Below are 19,633 nucleotides of genomic sequence, written 5' to 3'. Positions count from 1 at the left end.
AGGAATGTGATTGAAGAATATGGATGTAACGGTAACGCTGAATGTTGTTGCGACTCAGTTGTGCTTGTTGAGTGATATTGTAACGTCTAGATTAAATTGATTTAGCCATATATGTTACTCGAATAGTTTTGACTGGTATCAAGCTGAAATATTGTTCATTGAATTAGATAAATTCACTGCTATAAGTTTTTTGATTGGTATATTTATCTGTTATGAGGATGTGTTTTAGCTTTCAAAGCTAGGTTTGGAGAGTTAAAGTTATATTTCAAGGGTAAGTTGTTTAAAATCAGCTGGTTAAGGTTAGCTGTAAATATCCCCTTTCAAAGTGACTGGCAACTTATTGATCTCTAACATTGAAATATGTTGCATCTTGTTTCAGTATCCTTGTCGTTAAAAATAATTAAAACAAATTTTTTGTCGTTTTTAAGCGTATGCTTTCTGAAGTCGGCTTGAACTAGGAATACAACAATCATGACTAAATCATTATCAACTCGAATTTTTATCGGGTTATTCTTAGGGGTGCTACTGGGTAGCATTGTTCAATTTGCGCTAAATGACGTGGCGTTCTTTTCGGGTACTTTGGTTGAAGCCGCCTCCGGCATAGGCAAAATGTTCGTTAATATGATCATGATGCTAGTGGTGCCGTTAGTATTTGTCAGTATTGTTTGTGGTGTGTGCGAACTTCAAGATTTAAAAAGCTTTGGTCGTCTAGGTGGAAAAACATTTAGCTTTTACATTATCAACACTTTAGTCGCTATGACTGCCGCTTTCGCTGTTGCAATGCTGATTGAGCCAGGTAAAGGCGTCGACATGTCTAGCAATGTTGATGTTGCAATTACCGCGACTGAATTGCCTAACTTAATGACTTTAATCGTTAATATCGTGCCGAATAATCCATTCTCTGCCTTTACTTCAGGCAATATGCTGCAAGTGATTTTCATGGCGTTATTACTTGGTGGTGTGATTAAGTCATTAGGTGAAGTGGCTAAGGGAGCGGTTAAAGGTTTTCAAACTGCTAATGTGATTATGATGCGCCTTATTACAGTGGTCATGAGTCTTGCGCCAATCGGTGTATTCGCCCTGATGTTTAAATTAGGTGCCACTTTAGAGCCTGAAATCTTCTTCAGTGTTGTGCAGTATCTGCTGCTGATCCTTGGTTTGTTATTAGTGTGGATTTTTGTGGTTTACCCATATGCAGTCAGCTTCTTTACTCAAGTGACTGCCAAGCAGTTCCGTGAAAAAACCCGCGAGCAAATCTTGTTCTCGCTTTCAACTGCCAGTTCAAATGCCACGATTCCGGTCACTATGCGAACCTTAACTGACAAGCTTGGTGTTAATCGTGCCGTAGCTGGTTTTGGTGTTCCGCTTGGTGCAACGATGAATATGGGCGGCGTATCGATTTATATTACTATCGCGATTTTCTTTGTGGCGAATGCCTTTGGTATGCCAATCAGTGGTGAGCAAATCCCAGCATTATTGTTCAGTGTGTTTTTACTGTCAGTGGGCGCTGGTGGCGTTCCAGGTGGCGGGATGGTAATGATTGGTGTGCTTATCCATCAGATGGGCTTACCTGTTGAAGCCTTTGCGATTGTTGCTGCTCTTGACCGTATCATTGATATGGTACTGACTTCATGTAACGTAGTGGGTGATACCGCGGTATTAACTATCGTTGATCAAACTGAGAAGCCGCATCAATTAGATGCTGAAAAAGCATAAGCTTTATAAACAACTGAAAAGAGGTCTGCATTTGCAGGCCTTTTTTGTATATGCTGATAAGGTAAATCAGTATCACTGACCAAAAGGGAGCGTTAAGTGAGATTAGCAATTGGAATATTATTAATACCATTGATGTTATTGATGGGCTGTCAGTCAACAGAGCACCACGTTGAAGCGTTGCCTCAATATACTTTTATCGCACACGATAATGATCTGCAAAGAGTTGAGTTAGCTCAGTCAAAGGCTTTAGAGCAAGGAAAGTTATTGTTAGTCGTGATGGGGGCACAGTGGTGTCATGACAGCAGAGGTCTGGCGGGTAACTTTTCAGACCAAACAATGCAGCCAATTTTAACTTCGCGTTTTGAAACCGTATTCGTCGATGTGGCATATTTTGACGATATGCATAGCTTACCGCAAAAGTATGGTTATCCCGCTTACTTTGGCACACCGACTGTGATGGTTATTGAACCGAAAACGGGGAAGTTGCTTAATGAAGTCAATTTATCAAAATGGCAAAGTGCTGACAGTGTTCCGTTAGATGAATATATTGAGTTTTTCTCAACCATCGGCACTCAGCCTGTTGAATCATTACCAACATCACCGCAACTAGATGAGTTCATTGATGCTAATGTGGCCCACTTAAAGCAAGGTTTTGATTATCTACGTCCAATATGGGCTGCGGTGCGTAACGGGACTGAAACTGACTCTAAGCAGCTTCAACAGGTTGCGACTGAGATTTGGCAATATCGCACTCAAATACAAAAAGATATTCTAGCGATGAAGTTAGTGTTAGTGGCTGAGCCGAAAGCCACACTGGCATTGCCTGAATATACTGAATTTAGCTGGCAATAAATTAATGGAAACAATTAGTCCATAATTGCGAGCTTTTGTTTTATTTTGGCTAAATCATCTAGTATGGCATTGATGGCTATGTGTATGGGTAGCAAAGCCATTAAAGGTAAAGCATGTCTAAATAAATCAGATTTCATTATGTATTCGAATGTTTGGGTATATTCTGGAGGCAGAGCATAAGAGCTGTATATATAGAATAAAAGGTTCGAAACTATATAAAAATAAGCGGTATTGAATAGTAGGTTAATGCGCTTTTTAGGAGAAGAAAAATCCATATTCTGATCGCCTTGTTATAAATAATATTCAGTTGCAAATGTTTTTGTCGATTATTAATCAACCTTTTCAGAGATTAATGTTTGAGTATGTATATTTGAAGGCGTTAAGGAAGAAAGTCGTTGCTGAGTTGCAATTTGATACACTTTCAACAAGTAAAAAAGTCAGTAAATTAATTTACTGACTTTTTGTATAAAATGATTTGGGTGCTACAGATTAATCTATATTAGGCTCATTGCTGTAATCAAGTCCATGATAGCTCAAGCAAGTATCAACTTCATTGGCACTACCTAAGATGACCGCTACACGCTGGTGAATAGCTTCTGGTTCAATGTCTAAGATATCGCCATAGCCTGTTGAAGCTTTACCACCGGCTTGTTCTACCAACAAAGCCATTGGATTAGCTTCATACATTAAGCGTAGTTTGTATGGCTTCTCAGGGTTCTTGTTGTCAGTAGGGTACATAAAGATACCGCCACGACATAATACGCGATGAACATCGCCAACCATTGCCGCAATCCAACGCATGTTGAATGACTTTTCGCGAGTGCCGATTTTACCTAGCAATAAATCGCTAATGTAAGTTTGCATCGGCGCTTCCCAAAAGCGCTGGTTTGACATATTAATAGCAAATTCAGCGGTGTCTTTGCTGATGCTAACCGATTCATCAGTCAGTAAAAACTCATTAGTCTCTGGATCGAGTGTGTATAGCTGAGTACCTTGACCAGTTGTCAGTGCCATCATGGTTGATGGGCCATAAAGTACGTAACCTGCGGCAACTTGTTTGCGCCCATTTTGTAAAAAGCTGCTTTCAGTAAACTCACCGCCTTGTGCTGGCAATACTGAGAAAATCGTGCCGACTAATGAGTTAATATCAATGTTTGATGAGCCATCTAATGGATCAAAACAAACTAGGTATTCACCTTGCTTATTAACTTCAACAACATAGTCTTCTTCTTCAGAGGCTAACCCGCGTACATTACCTTCGGCTTTAAGCGCATCTTTAAGCATGTCGTTAGTGATAACGTCGAGCTTCTTTTGGGTTTCACCTTGTACATTTTCTTGTTCTGTTGCGCCCAAAACACCCGCTAAAGCGCCATGGCGAACTGCTTGGCTGATTTCTTTTGAGCAATCAGCCAAACTTAAAATCAGTTGAGAAAGTGAAGCTGATACAGCTTGATTTGTAAGGGTTTGTGTCAAAGTTTGCATGCTTGTTCCTAAGACAATAGAGGTTAAGGTCGGTAACCAGTGGTTAATGTTCTAATTTATTGGCATAGATAATACCTTAGATCGGCTTTCATTACAGCGTGAAACAGCTGCACTTTATATGACTTCGGACTGATTTGTTATAAACTCAGGCGAAAATAAGCTTTCTCGTAGGCATCAGGGCCTGTTTATCTTTCAAGGTTGTTTTTGCTGCGAATTGTTGGCCACTTTAGCAAGATAGAGGTTTTGCTGTGTAGTTATTCTACATAAAAAACCTATAGCGCAGTTGAAAGTGGCCAACAAACGCAGCCCAAAGGGTTCGGTTAAAAACGTTTTACTCTGTGTTGCGCAAATTTAGCTTAGATTGCTAGGCTGCAATCCGCCCGCCTTGATTAAAACGCTTTTATCTCGAACAAAAGCTTACCTACAAAGATAAACAGGCCCTTGGTTAATAAATAATTAAAACAACGAAAATTTGCCTCGATTTACTACAAGGAATAACAATGATTAATACTTGGAAATTAGCTGCGCTATCTCTGGCGTCAGCGATTCCGCTAGTGTTTGCTAGCTCACTTGTTTCACCTCACGTTATGGCCACCACAATGAAAATGACTGGTAATTCAACACCACTGACAATTGAACGCATACATGCCTCTCCAGCCCTTGCTGGTGCAAGTCCTCGCGGCCTTAAGTTATCGCCAGACGGTCGCCTTGTGACCTACCTTGCTAGTCGTGAAGATAATCAGCATTTTTACGATTTGTGGCAAATGGATATCAAAACATCAAAACGCAGCATGCTGTTAAATGCTGATGATTTAGCATCGGGTGAATTGTCAGACGAAGAGAAAGCTCGCCGCGAACGTCAACGTATTTATGGTCAAGGGATCATGGAATACTTTTGGGCTGAAAACAGTCAAGCGTTATTAATCCCTGCCGCTGGCAAACTGTATTATTTTACGCTTGCGGATAATAAAACGATTGAGCTAGATACTGGCGAAGGTTTTGTCACTGATGCGCGTTTATCGCCAAACGGGAACTTTGTTTCATTTGTCCGTGAGCAAAACATTTATGTATTAGCTTTAGACTCATCGACACTGACGCAATTGACTTTTGACGGTAAAGGGCCAGTTAAAAATGGTATGGCTGAGTTTGTTGCCCAAGAAGAAATGGGCCGCATGACTGGTTACTGGTGGTCACCAGATGAGTCATCAATTGCTTTTACTCGTATTGATGAGTCAGGTGTTGAGCTAGTGACTCGTAATGAGATTTATGCCGACGGAATTAAGCTAACTGAGCAACGCTACCCTTATGCTGGCAAAACTAATGTCGAGATAGAACTGGGTGTAATTAAGCTTGCAAAGGGCAATAACAAACAAACTGTTTCTTGGATTGATTTAGGCAAAGAGAAAGACATTTATTTACCTCGAGTTAAATGGCTACCAGACAGTCAGCATTTATCTTTTCAGTGGCAAAGCCGCGATCAGCAATCCCTCGATTTACGCATTGCTGATGTGAGTGATAGTGACAAGGCTAAAACTATTGTCGCCGAGCGCAGCAAAGCGTGGATAAATTTAAATGATGACTTACAGTTTTTAAAGCAGCAAGCGTCCTTTATTTGGGCATCTGAGCGTGATGGTTTTAACCACCTATATTTGTTCGATTTAAACGGCAAAGTACTTAAGCAGTTAACCCAAGGCGACTGGGTGGTGGATGCGCTTGAACTGGTAGATGAAAAAGCAGGTTGGGTTTACTTCTCTGGTCGAAAAGATAGCGTGGTTGAGCGTCATTTATACCGAGTGCCATTAGCTGGTGGTAAAATTGAGAAGTTATCATCTCGTAGTGGCATGCATTCAGCAGTGTTTGCAGATAATAAGCCTGTGTACTTAGATTATTTTAGTAGCTTAAGTCAGCCACCACAGGTGAGTTTACATGATGAAACAGGTAAACAATTAGCTTGGGTTGAACAAAACGAAGTCACTAAAAACCATCCTCTATATGACTTTGCTGGTTTGTGGGAAATGCCTGAGTTTGGCGAGCTTAAAGCTGAAGATGGCCAAGCATTACAGTATCGCTTATTTAAGCCTGTACCATTTGATGACAGTAAAAAGTATCCGGTAGTGGTACGTGTTTATGGCGGGCCGCATGCGCAATTAGTGGTTAATAGCTGGAGCGAAGCAGACTACTTTACCCAGTATTTATTGCAGCAAGGTTTTGTAGTATTTCAGCTAGATAACCGTGGCTCTGCTCATCGTGGTACCGATTTTGAGTATGTTATTTACCAAAATATGGGCGATGCAGAAGTTAACGATCAAAAAGTCGGCGTGGACTATTTACGTAGCTTGCCTTATGTCGACGGCGATAACATAGGTATTTATGGTCACAGTTACGGTGGCTATATGGCGTTGATGACACAATTTAAAGCCCCTGACTATTTTAAAGCAGCGATATCTGGAGCACCGGTTACCGATTGGCGTTTATATGATACGCACTACACAGAACGTTACATGGGTCACCCTGAAAAAAATAAAAAAGGGTATGATGCTGGGAGTATTTTACCTTACGTGAAAAATTATCAATCGGGATTGATGATGTATCACGGCATGGCTGACGACAATGTACTTTTTGAAAACAGTACCCGTGTTTATAAAGCCTTGCAGGACGAAGGTAAGTTATTTCAGATGATGGATTATCCAGGTTCGAAACATTCAATGCGCGGCGAGAAGGTGAGAAATCACCTTTACAAGTCATTGGCTGCTTTCTTGGAAAATGAGTTGAAGTAATGGCGGTAGCGGTATTAATTGCCCTAAATATCATTGTTGGGGCATTGTGTTTGATGAGTTTGATTGAATTGTTTAAAACTAAGAAGCGTAAATAGCTTCTAAATAAAAATTTAATAGGCCCTAGTCTTGGTACATGAAAACTTTTCAGCTTTCTTTTGCTGAAAAGATAACCAGCCTCTAGGTTTTGAGTAAAAATAAAGGCCGCTTAGCGGCCTTTATTTTTGTCTAATTAATACTTAGCTTAGTATTAATTTATTATTACTCTGCTTCTTTCAAGCTTTGAGTCAGTTCAACAATGCCTTTTTTACCATCGCCGAATAACATTAGTGTGTTATCCATAGCAAATAGTGGGTTAGGTAACCCAGCAAAACCTGGGCTCAATGAACGCTTAATCACTACCACCGTTCTGGCTTTATCAACGTTAAGAATAGGCATGCCATAAATTGGACTGCCTTTATCTTCACGGGCCATAGGGTTGGTGACATCGTTAGCGCCAATCACAATTGCAACGTCAGTTTGTTCGAATTGTGGATTGATTTCGTCCATTTCGATTAACTGATCATATGGCACTTCTGCTTCAGCAAGTAGTACATTCATGTGACCCGGCATACGACCAGCAACAGGGTGAATAGCATACTTAACATCGGTGCCACGGGCTTGTAAAACATTAGCCAGTTCACGAACGGCGTGTTGTGCTTGCGCCATAGCTAAACCATAACCTGGTACGATAACAACGCGCTCTGCTGTTTCAAGCATCATCGCGATTTCATCTGGTGATGTTGATTTCACTTTACCAGCGTAAACTTCGTCAGCATCAACCTTCTCGCCGCCTTCTGCCATCACACCGAACAAGACATTGAACAGTGAGCGGTTCATCGCTTTACACATGATTTGCGTCAAGATAATACCTGATGCGCCAACCAAAGAGCCTGATACAATCAGCACTGTGTTACCTGTGATGAAACCCGTTGTCGCAGCAGCAATACCTGAGTATGAGTTAAGTAATGCAATCACCACTGGCATATCAGCGCCGCCAATAGGCACAACGAGTAACACACCTAATACGACAGCAACAGCTACTAGTGCATACATTAAGTTAGTGTTGGTCGGGTCCATTACAATTGCGATAGCGAGTGCTATCGCACTAATTAGCAAGATGGCATTTAGTGGTTTATTACCAGGAACTTTAATCGGGTTACCTGAAATAAGCTCCTGCAATTTCGCAAAAGCGACAAACGAGCCAGACAAGGTCACTGAACCAATAATGATGGTCGCACCAATAGAAATTAGCGCAACAGTATTGGTTGCAGCGGCAGGGTCAAGAAAGCTAGCTGCAGCGATCGCAAGTGAGGCTCCGCCACCAAAACCATTAAGCAGAGCGACCATTTGCGGCATATCGGTGACTTTAATTTTAGTCGCCATGACCGCACCAATAGTACCACCGAGTAGGACACCTGCGATGATCCATTCATAACTAAGAATGCTTTGATCAAACAAGGTGACAACTACTGCAATGAACATACCCATTGCCGATAATTGATTACCACGAACTGCTGTACGTGGTTTGGTTAGCCCTTTGATACCAAGAATAAATAAGACTGCGGCAACAAGGTAAGCTAAATAAATAAATGTTGTCATTGAGTCTATTTCCTTTTGAACATGGCTAGCATGCGATTAGTTACCATGTAACCGCCCACCACGTTAATGGTCGCGAGTACAACAGCAATAAAGCCAAGTACATTGACCATGATACCTGCGCCAGAACCTGCAGATAGTAGTGCGCCAACCAGTGAAATACCTGAAATCGCATTTGATCCAGACATTAATGGCGTATGAAGTGTAGGTGGTACTTTAGTAATAAGCTCAACACCTAAAAATACTGCAACCACAAACAGTGTTAGTAATAATAACAGGGTCATATCCATTAGGCTGTCTCCTCTGATGGGGCTTCAGGTGTTGCTAAAGGGGCTAAACCCAGTAAGTCACGAAGACGTGCGCTGCTGACGTCATTGCCATGAGCAACGACAGTATCGCGTACAATTTCATCTTCAAAATCTAGGACTAGCTCACCTTCTTTGTTGATAAGCAAGTTAAGTAAGTTCTCAACATTTTTACCGTACATTTGGCTAGCATGATTTGCTGCTGTGCTTGGTACATTGGAAGGTCCTAAAATCATGACGCCATTATGCATAATGATTTTATCAACTTGAGTTAACTCACAGTTACCGCCACTTTCAGCGGCTAAATCAACAATGATAGTGCCGCTTTTCATGCCATCAACCATTTCTTTGGTGATAAGCACAGGGGCTTTACGACCAGGGATCGCAGCCGTCGTAATGACGATATCTTGTTGTGCAAGTACGTTAGCCATGGCTTGTTGCTGACGTTTTAAAAAGTCATCACTTTGCTCAGTAGCGTAACCGCCTTTGGTCTCAGTGTTTTCAGCTTCAATATCAAGCTCAACAGGTTTTGCGCCTACTGAAATGATTTGCTCGCGAGCTGCAGGGCGAATGTCATAAGCTTCCACTACTGCACCTAAGCGTTTAGCTGTGGCACAAGCTTGAAGCCCTGCTACACCCACACCCATAATAAATGCGCGTGTAGGTTTTAATGTACCCGCTGCTGTCATCATCATTGGGAATAGACGAGGTGCTTTATGGGCTGCAAGTAGTACGGCTTTGTAGCCAGAAATGGTTGCCATTGAAGACAATACATCCATGCTCTGAGCACGAGTTATGCGCGGGATTAATTCAAGCGCGATTGCACTGCCACCTGTTTTGGCGATTGCTTGGGCATTTTGAGGATTAACTAGTGGATCCATCATCCCTATAACCAATTGATGTGGTTTCAAAATAGCTTGAATTTCATCGAATTGATCACCCTTACAGTTCACTACTGTAATGATATCGGCTTCAGTGAGTAGAGCTTCTCTTGAAGAAGCTATTGTGGCTCCAACCTTGACGTAATCGTCATCGGTGAAACCTGCTTGTAGTCCAGCGCCTGATTCTACGATCACTTGTAGCTGTTTTTTCATTAAAATGGTCACATTTGCAGGGATTAGCGCAACGCGTTGCTCACCTGGGTGACTCTCTTTCGGTAGACCTAATTTCAAAAGGACAACCTCTTAGTTATATGTAGGGAAGGGTCGGGTCGTTTAAGTACTTAGACAAGTCGAAAAGTTGCCATTGCTGGCGTTTACTTTACTAGACAACTTTAGTACCAATTTTTTAAAGTGCATCATTCTGGCAATTCTTAGATATGAAACAAGCAAAGAATGCATAAAACCGCATTTTTGTCGTGGTCTTACCTAAAAGTTTGCACTAGACCACACTTTTGTAGCTTAAAAAAACGTCTTTGCATATTCCTTAATGGAATAAAAAAGTAATTTTTATTATTTTTTGGTTTTAAGCATTAGGAGTAATCTGATGACATTAAACTGTTATAAGGCCATCTAATGTTGTTAAAAGAACTTTCTTCATTCGCTTCGCCATTGTCTCAAGGACAAGTCGAAAAGCTAAAACAGCTCACTTCAGAGTTATCTGCAACGCAATTAGCTTGGGTTAGCGGCTATTTAGCGGCAACGTCAAATCAAGGCCAAATTACGGTAGCGCCAGAAACAGCTGCTGCACAAACAGTAACGATTTTATTTGGTAGTCAAACTGGTAACGGTAAAGCCATTGCTAAAGAGCTAGCTGCTCAAGCAACAGCTAAAGGCTTTGCCGTTAATTTGGCATCAATGGCCGATTATAATGTGCGCCAGTTAAAGCAAGAAACAATCTTAATCGCAGTGGTTAGTACTCACGGTGAAGGTGAAGCGCCAGATGACGCTATTGAATTACATAAGTTTCTTGCATCAAAACGTGCGCCTAAACTTGAACAACTTAACTTCTCAGTATTGGCACTTGGCGATACCAGTTATGAGTTTTTCTGCCAGACAGGTAAAGACTTTAGCGAACGTTTAATAGCGCTTGGTGCTAAAGAACTATTACCGATTGCAGAGTGTGACGTTGACTATGAAGAAGCGGCTGAGCAATGGCAGCAGCAAGTAATCAAAGCAGTTGAGCCGCTTGTTCAAGCAAGTGGTGCAAGTGTGGTTTCTATCGATAGTGCAAAGTTGACATCAGAAAATGAGTTCACTAAGCAACAACCATTTGAAGCTGAAATTTTATTGAGCCAAAAGCTTACCGGTCGAGATTCAGATCGTGATGTTCGCCATGTGGAAATTGATTTAGGTGAATCAGGAATAAGTTATCAAGTAGGTGATGCATTAGGAATTTGGTTTACTAATAATGATGCATTAGTGAAAGAGGTCATCAACGGACTATCACTTGATGCAGCATCAGAAGTCACTGTGAGTAAGCAAACACTGACTCTTGAGCAAGCATTAACTGAGAAGAAAGAGCTGACTCAGCTTTATCCCGGTCTTGTAACTACATGGGCAGAACTTGCTGGTAATAAAGAATTAACAGCTATTGCGGCAGATAAAGAGCAAACTCGTCAATTTGTTTTAGGTCACCAATTAGCTGACTTAATTACTTTATATCCTGTTGCAATTGATGCAGCTAAATTAGTTGAGTTACTGAGACCACTCACACCACGTTTATATTCAATTGCATCAAGCCAAGCTGAAGTTGAAAACGAAGTGCATTTAACTGTTGCACTTGTTGAAGATGAACGAGCAGGTCAAGCACGCTTTGGTGGTGCTTCACATTTCTTAGCATCCGCTGAAGAAGGCCAATTAGTTAAGGTGTATGTTGAACCTAATAAGCACTTCCGTTTACCTGAAAATAATGACACGCCAGTCATTATGGTTGGTCCAGGTACAGGCGTTGCTCCATTTAGAGCATTCATGCAGCAACGCGCTGCTGATGGTGTGAATAGTGATAGTTGGTTATTTTTCGGCAACCCTCATTTTGAGCAAGATTTTTTATATCAAGTTGAGTGGCAGCAGTATCTTAAATCGGGAGATTTGTCTCGTTTAGATGTGGCTTTCTCACGTGACCAAGCACATAAAGTGTATGTTCAACATCGTATTGCAGAACAAGGCGAGTCTATTTGGAAGTGGCTACAAAACGGTGCTCATTTTTATATTTGTGGCGATGCTGAGCGTATGGCGAAAGATGTTCACCAAGCACTTATCGATGTTGCAATTGAGTTTGGCGGGCTAGATGAAGCTGGCGCAGAGAGCTATTTAGAAGACCTACGCAGTGCTAAACGTTACCAAAAAGACGTTTACTAAATCAATAGACATAAAAAATCGCAGTCTTCATCGCGACAATAAGAATAAAGCTTCGTTGCTCAATTTGAGCAACCAACGCAGCAAGTATTAAAGAGGCCACATGATGAGTGAGCAAAAGTTAGCCGTAAACGAATATTTAAAAACCGACAGTGATTATCTGCGCGGCTCGATTAAAGAAGGGTTAGATACCCAAGTAACAGGTTCGTTTAGCGATGGTGATCAGCAGTTGATCAAATTCCATGGCTTTTACCAACAAGACGATCGTGACTTACGTAATGAACGTAAAGAGCAAAAATTAGAGCCTCTTTATAGCTTTATGCTTCGTGCTCGTGTGCCTGGAGGGATTTGCTCTCCTGAGCAATGGCTTGATGTTGATAAGATTTCTTCAACATTAACCACATCGAATAGTATCCGTTTAACCACGCGTCAAACGTTCCAATACCATGGTATTCCAAAACGTAACCTTAAAACCTTGATTCAAGGTTTAGATAGAGCGGCACTTGATTCGATTGCAGCATGTGGTGACGTTAACCGTAACGTGATGTGTAATCCAAATCCAATTGAATCTAAATTGCATCAACAAGCCTACGCAGTAGCAAAAGAGTTATCCGATCATTTATTACCTCATACCCGCGCTTATGCAGAGATTTGGTTAGATGAAGAAAAGCTATTAGACACTGAAACCAACGAACCTGTATATGGCAAAACTTACTTGCCACGTAAGTTTAAAATGGCGGTAGCAGTACCACCGGATAATGACGTTGATGTTTATACCAATGACTTGGGTTTTGTAGCGATTGAAGAGGCTGGCGAGCTTATTGGTTTTAATTTGGTTGCTGGCGGCGGCATGGGGTCAACTCATGGTGAAGTTGAAACTTTTCCACGTTTAGCTGATGACTTTGGCTTTATCAAAACTGCTGATGTGATCAAGTTTGCTGAAGCTGTGATGACAGTGCAACGTGATTGGGGTAACCGAGTTAATCGTAAACGTTCGCGCTTGAAGTACACCATTGTTGACCACGGTGTTGCTGAATTTAAGGCTGAAGTTGAGAAACGCGCTGGAGTTAATTTCGAGCCCAAACGTGACGCTGTTATTGGCGACCGCGGCGACCGGTATGGTTGGGTAAAAGGTGTCGATAACAACTGGCATCTAACGTTATTTATTGAAAGTGGTCGAATTAAAGATGAACAAGGCCAAACATTGCAAACCGGTCTTCGTGAAATAGCCAAAATTCATAAAGGCGATTTCAGAATGACATCTAATCAAAATATGATTATTGCGGGTGTTGCTGAAGAAGATAAGGCGGCAATTGAAGACCTTGCTCGCCAACATGGTTTTTTTGGCAAGCTTATCAGTCAGACCCGTGGTCACTCAATTGCCTGTGTTGCTCTGCCTACGTGTCCATTAGCGATGGCAGAAGCTGAGCGTTACTTCCCTGAATTTATTGATCACATTGATGCTCTACAAACTAAGCATGGCATTAGTGAGCAAGCGATAGTGGTTCGTATGACTGGCTGTCCAAACGGCTGTGCAAGACCATTTGCCGCGGAAATCGGTTTGGTAGGTAAAGCACCTGGACGTTACAACTTGTATTTAGGCGCGAGCTTCGAAGGCACACGTTTAAATAAAATGTACAAAGAAAATATTCAAGAAGCTGAAATTTTGGCTGAATTAGATAACTTGTTTGCTTTGTACGTACAAGAACGTGATGCGGGTGAGACTTTTGGTAACTTCACTGTGCGTCATGGCATTGTTAAAGCAGTGAATGATGCCGCTGTAGATTTTCATGGTTAGAGTGCTTTTAACAAGCGCTTTACCAATGAGGGCAAGATGATGATTAATCAAAACGAATTATTAGCATTGCTAACCGCTCCTAAATCAGAGCAAGGTATTGTGCTAGAACAAGTAAATCGTTTTCTATCTGGATTGACGGCACAAGAGAGGGTGACTTGGGGCTTAGCCTATTTACCTGGCGAGCATGCACTATCTTCAAGTTTTGGTATTCAATCGGCAGTAATGCTCCATTTAGTCAACCAAGCACAAGCTAATATACCGGTGATTTTGACCGATACAGGTCATTTGTTTCCTGAAACCTATCAGTTTATTGATCAGTTAACTGAACGGCTTGATTTAAACCTTCAGGTTTTTAAAGCCGCTAAGTCATCCGCTTGGCAACAAGCTAGCTTTGGTAAACTTTGGGAGCAAGGGCTTGATGGGTTAGAGAGGTATAATCGTATTAATAAGGTAGAGCCTATGCAACGGGCGCTTGCTGAATTGAATGTCGGTACTTGGTTTGCGGGGTTACGCCGCAGTCAAGCGAGTACGCGTGAAGCTTTACCTATTTTAGCTATACACGGTGAGCGATTTAAATTACTGCCAATTATTGAGTGGAGTAATAAAGACGTACACCAATACCTGACAGAAAACGATTTACCTTACCACCCTCTTTGGGAGCAAGGTTATGTCTCTGTTGGTGATACTCATTCTAGTAAACCATTAGAGCTTGGAATGACGGAAGAAGAAACCCGTTTTAATGGCTTAAAGCGAGAATGTGGTTTGCATTATGAGATTTAGTCAATATTAGACATAATAAGTTAATTATTAAATATCAGCCTGTTGGCTGATATTTTTGCTTAAATTAACTGAGCGAGAAACGGTATAAATAGATGGCTAGCGCTGTTCAAACAACTTTTATGAACCTTAAAAGCCTTTGTTTAAGAAGTAAGTAATCTTCACTGGAAGTTGATATTTTGAATCTGTGAAAGCGCATTATGAAGATGAGTTAAGTTTTGTTTATGTTGAACATCAATCTAAAAGTTTGGGGTATATTGATACTCAATTAAGACTAATGACTGATATTTTGCTCTAGAAGATTTTTAATAAACATTTTATCCACAAAATTATGCACAAGTTAATTTTATAGTCTAGATTAAGAGGTTCCCGTAGATGGTTTTTGTCGACACTTTAGGTTTGTGATTGCAAGCCAAGTACCTCCAAAAGCCTTGCTCGCTCAGTCGAGCGCCCTTGTGATTGGCTTGCTAGCGCGAGCATAATCCTTTTAAACTTCTCGGTTGGTCACTTACGGTGACTAACCGAGAAGTTGCCTCCTTATTCTATTGCCATTCTCCCTCCCAGTTATAACTAAACGAAGATTTACTACCAGATCACTTTTTGGGTTTAGCTGACAGTGGCTTTCACCTTAACCACGCCTGAATAACGCCCTATAAATAACTTTCAAATTGTGCTTTTTATATGAATCGGTAATAAAAAAATGCTAAGTTATTGCGACACTTATTAAAATTGATGTGTTCTGAATCGAATACGTTAACAAAGCTAATTTTTAATCCAATAACTCTCAAGGAAGAGTGACTTGTTTTAATCTACATGTGATTTATGGAGCTATAAAAAATGAAAAAACTCGCAATCGCTGCGGCGGTTATCGCTGTTGGTGCTGGGGCATATGTGTTGTCTGGTAAAGATGGCAGTACTATTTCAGATAACGAAATTCTTGCGTATATCCCAGCTGATACCTTGTTGTTTTCTGGGCAATTAACCCCATTTCCATTAGAAGATTATTTGTATTCTATGCCAATGGGAGTGAACAGTAAGGTATCTTTAGAGCAAATTGAACAAGCGGGCCCTTACGGAAGTGAGCAAGAGCGCTTTTTTGTGAGTTTATATAAAAGCTATTTAATGAGCTTTGAAAACCCTGAAGTATTTTTAAAGACATTTGGTTTGCCTGCCAATATTGAGTCTTACACATACACTTTAGGTGCTTTGCCAGTATTTAAAATTCAAGTTGAAGATGAAAGTGCGGTTTGGGCGTTACTTGATAAAGCGTCAGAAGAAAGCGGCTTAGTTCACAAAGCTGAGTCAGTAAAAGGTCAAGAGTATCGTGCTTATCCGCTTATCGATGAAGATGAATCTATCGATATGGTGTTTGCTCAAAAAGACGGTTGGTTAACGGTCACACTTAATACCTCATTTAATAAACCAGAACTGCTTGAAACGGCATTGGGGTTAATTAAGGTTGATAATCCGATCAGTGAATCAGGCATGCTTGATGAAATTGCTACGACTCATGGCTTCTTAAAAGACAGTATTAGCTTTATTAACCATGTTGAATTAGTAAATGGGTTAACTTCAAACGACGGCAATATGCTGGCCAAGCAATTGACGAAGTTAGTTCAAATGGAAGGTTCGAATGAAGATCCTTTTGCTGAGTTCAAAACGCCTGAATGTAAGGCTGAGTTTAATGCTATCGCGGCCAATTGGCCAAGAACTGTAATGGGGCTTAACTCTTTTTCCGTCAACAGAAAAGAAACTAACTTTGATGCCGAAGTGGTTATTGAGTCAAATAATCAGGTTATTTTAGGTGCACTGGCTAAAATGCGCGGTTTTATTCCAAGTTTTAGTCAAAACATCAGTAACAATGTTGCGTCTATGGCATTTGGATTAGATGTGGTGCAGCTCGCTCCGGCATTATCTGAAATCTGGAAAGATTTACAAACCCCCAGTTATCAATGTGAAGCACTTGCGCAAGTGCAATATGGGATTAGTGAACAAAATCCTGCAATGCTTGGTATGATGACAGGTATGGCTAATGGCGTTAAAGGTATCAGTACAACCATTGTTGATTTTTCATTAACAGATGAAAATGGCGAGCCTGGCTTTAAGCATTTAGATGCACTGATCAGTTTGTCGGCTGACGACCCTGCAATGCTAATGAATATGGTGCGACCTTTTGTTCCACAATTAGCAAATATCCAGTTAGAAAAAAATGGTGATGCAGTAGATGTGACGCCTTACTTAATGTTGCCGCCAGAAATGGGTGTAACGGCGAAAATTGCCATGAAAGATAATCATTTGGTGATTTTCAGTGGTGATAAAGGTGAAGCATTAGCGGATACGTTAGCGAATGAACCATTAGCATCCAATGGATTAACTAGCATGGCTTTAGACTACCAAAAGCTACTTACACCGGTATTTACGCTTATTGAAGAAAGTGGTGAGCCAATACCAGATGAATTAGCAATGCTTAAAGATTACGACATGCGCATGCAGTTAACGCTTGATGTAACAGCCAAAGGTATTTCTATTTCGACTAAAGCGAATAGCACGGCAAAATAATCTGACGGTGTTTAAATAAAAAAGGTGAACTTTGTAGTTCACCTTTTTTATGCTTAAAAATTGTAGCGATTAATGGTTCTATCGCTTACTCAAGCGTTAGTTTACAAAATATCGTTTATTGAAACCCCGATACCAATACGTTGGTTGTGATGGTTATAATCAATCAAGCTTTCGCCGTAGCCATTAAAGTATTGAGCATAGACCCTTAAGTTACCAAGTATCGGGTAACTCCATGTGGCTTCCAAGGCGCCTTTATTGGGACTGTCTAAATTATTACGACCCGTTAGTGTAAAGAGGTGCTCATCGAGGCCGTAAACCGCTTTAATTTCAAAATTTCCCATGTTGTCTTCAATATCAGGGTTGTCATCACCATCGGGTGATGTAGGTGTTTCTTTTTCATCTTCAGGTATGCGATACCAAGCTTTAAAAGCTAAAGCAAACGGGCCACGATCAAATATCATTTCGCCATAAATTCGGTTCCAACTTCGAGATAAACTGCCCGATTTACCATTAGACTGATGTACGGCACCGACACCCCAAAATGAGTTTCTCAGGCCTGCGATTTCCCAGTCATTATTAAATAACATAAAGATTTCGGGCTCGTGATTGGTTTCTCTGAAAGGTGATGAAATATCTTTATTATAAACCTGCCAATAGGATTGGTTAGTGTAAGCGAAGAATAAATGGCCATTATCGCCAAACACATTGTACCAAAGAGGGAATTTAAAGCTTATTTGAAACTTTGCTTCGGCATTATCGACTTCTTCATCTACTCCTTCATTGCCCGTGTTAAAGCCAACATAAGGATCTGAATTGGGCGAGTCATTATAGGTATAAGGCAGTATGTAATTCACCTTGTGAGGGGTAATCACAAAACGTTTATCAGAGGTCTCTATTTCGCTTTTTATTCTTTCATCAACTAAAGAATCATTGTCATCGGCATTGACGCTTGCAGAGGAAAGTAAGCAAAAGATGAGCGATAGACTGAGCGTTTTTTTCATCGAAATCCCTTTATCTTTGTTATTTTTGACAGGTTATCATTGCGATAACAAAGGTGAAACAAATAAATGGTTGAAGTCATAGACGAAACAAAAGGGATTCATTTGATTGTTAAGGTGTAAGAGTGACAGAAGTGCTGTTAGTTGCTTATTATGTATATAACCAAAAGGAATAAAAGCTAAGTTTTATCTATTGTATATGGAATATGTAAACCGTTATATTTAACCTTAAATAAATAATGTGGGGTTATCGGTAATGGCATTAGTTTCAATATCAGGTCAAGAGGCCAAAGGAAAAGTTTGGTTAGTTGGTGCTGGCCCTGGTGATGTTGAATTACTGACATTAAAAGCCTATAGAGTGCTTAAACAAGCTGATGCTGTGCTATATGATGCACTCGTAAGCCAAGATATTCTCGACTTAATCCCACAACATGCAGAGAAAATTGCTGTTGGAAAGCGTGCTGGTAAACACAGTGCAGCTCAAGATGAAATCAATCAGTTACTCGTCACTAAAGCCTATACCCGCAAAAATGTAGTGCGTTTAAAGGGCGGTGATCCCTTTATATTTGGCCGTGGCGGCGAAGAATTACAAACTTTAGTTGAGAGCGATGTGCGCTTTGAGGTTGTGCCAGGTATAACTGCTGCAAGTGGTACTTCAGCGTATGCTGGGATCCCGTTAACACACCGTGATTATGCTCAAGGTGTTTCTTTCATTACGGGCCATTGCCAATTAGAAAGTCGTCCGATGGACTGGCAAGGTTATGCTAACACCAATAATACCTTAGTGGTTTATATGGGAATTCTGAATGCCAATATTATCAGCGAAGGATTAATGAGTCATGGCCGAAACCCTGATACACCGGTAGCGATTGTCTCAAAAGCGACAACATCCTCGCAGCAACGCTTTATTGGTAAACTGAGTGATTTACCAAAGCTGGCAGCTGATCCAGCTTTGCAAATGCCAGCATTGATGATTATTGGCGAGGTGGTTCAACTAGCAGATTCATTGAACTGGTTTAATCCAGCTGAAGTGACCGATATAAAATTGCCAAACAATGTGAGTTTATAGTGCTAAACATCTCACAGCTCACGAGTATTCAGAGAGGCTGAAAAATCAATTCGGTCTTTTTACTTATTTTTGAGTTTTATGCTTATTTTTAACAACAAGGGGTAAACTGAAGCGAGCCTGTAACAACCTCATTTATTTTTCATGTAATTGTCATTCATATATTATTGAGTTTACTGTGATCTCAGTCTATGTTGTTTGATAGTGTCTTATGCTACGCGAACAACTTTCGTTGAATTCTTTCTCTTTTTTGGTGTTTTAAACTTCCGAAATTGAAATTAAATATCGTGTTTAGAACAACTTTTTCAGCGTGAAGCTATTTTATCTGTACATTTATTTCACATTAATTTTAAAAGGTGTGACTTTAATAGC

The 19,633-nt window shown here is 40.6% G+C and carries 13 protein-coding genes; 8 read left to right on the top strand and 5 right to left on the bottom strand.

Going from position 1 to position 19,633, the window contains the following annotated elements:
* The first annotated feature begins 471 nt into the window (after positions 1-471).
* Complete coding sequence (locus tag K5Q58_RS04275) at positions 472-1,716, top strand: dicarboxylate/amino acid:cation symporter (RefSeq protein WP_220752641.1); 1,245 nt, start codon at positions 472-474, stop codon at positions 1,714-1,716.
* 96 nt (positions 1,717-1,812) lie between these two features.
* Positions 1,813-2,568: a thioredoxin family protein gene (locus tag K5Q58_RS04270; RefSeq protein ID WP_220752640.1), complete on the top strand. Its 756-nt coding sequence runs from the start codon at positions 1,813-1,815 to the stop codon at positions 2,566-2,568.
* A 489-nt stretch (positions 2,569-3,057) separates the two neighbouring features.
* Here the strand turns inward: K5Q58_RS04270 and K5Q58_RS04265 are convergent, their stop codons facing one another.
* Positions 3,058-4,050, bottom strand: a complete 993-nt coding sequence (locus K5Q58_RS04265; protein ID WP_220752639.1) for a class 1 fructose-bisphosphatase — start codon at positions 4,048-4,050, stop codon at positions 3,058-3,060.
* A gap of 500 nt (positions 4,051-4,550) precedes the next feature.
* Between K5Q58_RS04265 and K5Q58_RS04260 the strand changes: the two genes are divergently transcribed.
* Positions 4,551-6,827, top strand: a complete 2,277-nt coding sequence (locus K5Q58_RS04260) for a S9 family peptidase (RefSeq protein ID WP_220752638.1) — start codon at positions 4,551-4,553, stop codon at positions 6,825-6,827.
* Positions 6,828-7,085: 258 nt separating this feature from the next.
* On the opposite strand, the gene K5Q58_RS04255 is transcribed toward K5Q58_RS04260, so the two are convergent.
* The 3 genes from K5Q58_RS04255 to K5Q58_RS04245 are packed head-to-tail and all read right to left on the bottom strand — an operon-like array spanning position 7,086 to position 9,939.
* Positions 7,086-8,465, bottom strand: coding sequence for an NAD(P)(+) transhydrogenase (Re/Si-specific) subunit beta (locus K5Q58_RS04255; RefSeq protein ID WP_220752637.1), 1,380 nt, complete (start codon positions 8,463-8,465; stop codon positions 7,086-7,088).
* 5 nt (positions 8,466-8,470) lie between these two features.
* Positions 8,471-8,746 carry an NAD(P) transhydrogenase subunit alpha gene (locus K5Q58_RS04250; protein WP_055025191.1) on the bottom strand — a complete coding sequence of 92 codons (276 nt, stop codon included), beginning with the start codon at positions 8,744-8,746 and terminating at the stop codon, positions 8,471-8,473.
* A 5-nt stretch (positions 8,747-8,751) separates the two neighbouring features.
* Positions 8,752-9,939, bottom strand: a complete 1,188-nt coding sequence (locus K5Q58_RS04245; RefSeq protein WP_220752636.1) for a Re/Si-specific NAD(P)(+) transhydrogenase subunit alpha — start codon at positions 9,937-9,939, stop codon at positions 8,752-8,754.
* Positions 9,940-10,281: 342 nt separating this feature from the next.
* On the opposite strand from K5Q58_RS04245, the gene K5Q58_RS04240 reads away from it, so the two are divergent.
* The 4 genes from K5Q58_RS04240 to K5Q58_RS04225 all read left to right on the top strand — a co-directional run bounded on the left by K5Q58_RS04240 (position 10,282) and on the right by K5Q58_RS04225 (position 17,197).
* Positions 10,282-12,066: an assimilatory sulfite reductase (NADPH) flavoprotein subunit gene (locus tag K5Q58_RS04240; protein ID WP_220752635.1), complete on the top strand. Its 1,785-nt coding sequence runs from the start codon at positions 10,282-10,284 to the stop codon at positions 12,064-12,066.
* A 103-nt stretch (positions 12,067-12,169) separates the two neighbouring features.
* Positions 12,170-13,861, top strand: coding sequence for an assimilatory sulfite reductase (NADPH) hemoprotein subunit (gene cysI, locus K5Q58_RS04235; protein WP_220752724.1), 1,692 nt, complete (start codon positions 12,170-12,172; stop codon positions 13,859-13,861).
* Between the two features lie 36 nt (positions 13,862-13,897).
* Entirely contained in the window at positions 13,898-14,641 is a 744-nt protein-coding gene (locus K5Q58_RS04230) for a phosphoadenylyl-sulfate reductase (RefSeq protein ID WP_220752634.1), read from the top strand.
* Between the two features lie 834 nt (positions 14,642-15,475).
* The gene (locus K5Q58_RS04225) at positions 15,476-17,197 is read left to right on the top strand and encodes a hypothetical protein (protein ID WP_220752633.1); all 1,722 of its coding nucleotides are present in this window, start codon (positions 15,476-15,478) and stop codon (positions 17,195-17,197) included.
* 101 nt (positions 17,198-17,298) lie between these two features.
* Here K5Q58_RS04225 and K5Q58_RS04220 read toward each other — a convergent pair whose 3' ends face one another.
* Positions 17,299-18,198, bottom strand: a complete 900-nt coding sequence (locus tag K5Q58_RS04220; RefSeq protein WP_220752632.1) for a phospholipase A — start codon at positions 18,196-18,198, stop codon at positions 17,299-17,301.
* Between the two features lie 253 nt (positions 18,199-18,451).
* On the opposite strand from K5Q58_RS04220, the gene cobA reads away from it, so the two are divergent.
* Positions 18,452-19,264: a uroporphyrinogen-III C-methyltransferase gene (gene cobA, locus K5Q58_RS04215; protein WP_220752631.1), complete on the top strand. Its 813-nt coding sequence runs from the start codon at positions 18,452-18,454 to the stop codon at positions 19,262-19,264.
* Positions 19,265-19,633: the final 369 nt, after the last annotated feature.

Source organism: Shewanella sp. KT0246 (genome assembly GCF_019654955.1).
Classification (GTDB): domain Bacteria; phylum Pseudomonadota; class Gammaproteobacteria; order Enterobacterales; family Shewanellaceae; genus Shewanella; species Shewanella goraebulensis.
This window is presented reverse-complemented; position numbering and strand designations above follow the sequence as displayed.

What these genes read in the sequence shown, in the direction of transcription:
- K5Q58_RS04225 (WP_220752633.1), top strand. Translation starts at nt 15,476, where the DNA reads ATGAAAAAACTCGCAATCGCTGCGGCGGTTATCGCTGTTGGTGCTGGG.
- K5Q58_RS04220 (WP_220752632.1), bottom strand. Translation starts at nt 18,198, where the DNA reads ATGAAAAAAACGCTCAGTCTATCGCTCATCTTTTGCTTACTTTCCTCT.
- cobA (WP_220752631.1), top strand. Translation starts at nt 18,452, where the DNA reads ATGGCATTAGTTTCAATATCAGGTCAAGAGGCCAAAGGAAAAGTTTGG.
- cysI (WP_220752724.1), top strand. Translation starts at nt 12,170, where the DNA reads ATGAGTGAGCAAAAGTTAGCCGTAAACGAATATTTAAAAACCGACAGT.
- K5Q58_RS04240 (WP_220752635.1), top strand. Translation starts at nt 10,282, where the DNA reads ATGTTGTTAAAAGAACTTTCTTCATTCGCTTCGCCATTGTCTCAAGGA.
- K5Q58_RS04275 (WP_220752641.1), top strand. Translation starts at nt 472, where the DNA reads ATGACTAAATCATTATCAACTCGAATTTTTATCGGGTTATTCTTAGGG.
- K5Q58_RS04265 (WP_220752639.1), bottom strand. Translation starts at nt 4,050, where the DNA reads ATGCAAACTTTGACACAAACCCTTACAAATCAAGCTGTATCAGCTTCA.
- K5Q58_RS04260 (WP_220752638.1), top strand. Translation starts at nt 4,551, where the DNA reads ATGATTAATACTTGGAAATTAGCTGCGCTATCTCTGGCGTCAGCGATT.
- K5Q58_RS04250 (WP_055025191.1), bottom strand. Translation starts at nt 8,746, where the DNA reads ATGACCCTGTTATTATTACTAACACTGTTTGTGGTTGCAGTATTTTTA.
- K5Q58_RS04255 (WP_220752637.1), bottom strand. Translation starts at nt 8,465, where the DNA reads ATGACAACATTTATTTATTTAGCTTACCTTGTTGCCGCAGTCTTATTT.
- K5Q58_RS04230 (WP_220752634.1), top strand. Translation starts at nt 13,898, where the DNA reads ATGATGATTAATCAAAACGAATTATTAGCATTGCTAACCGCTCCTAAA.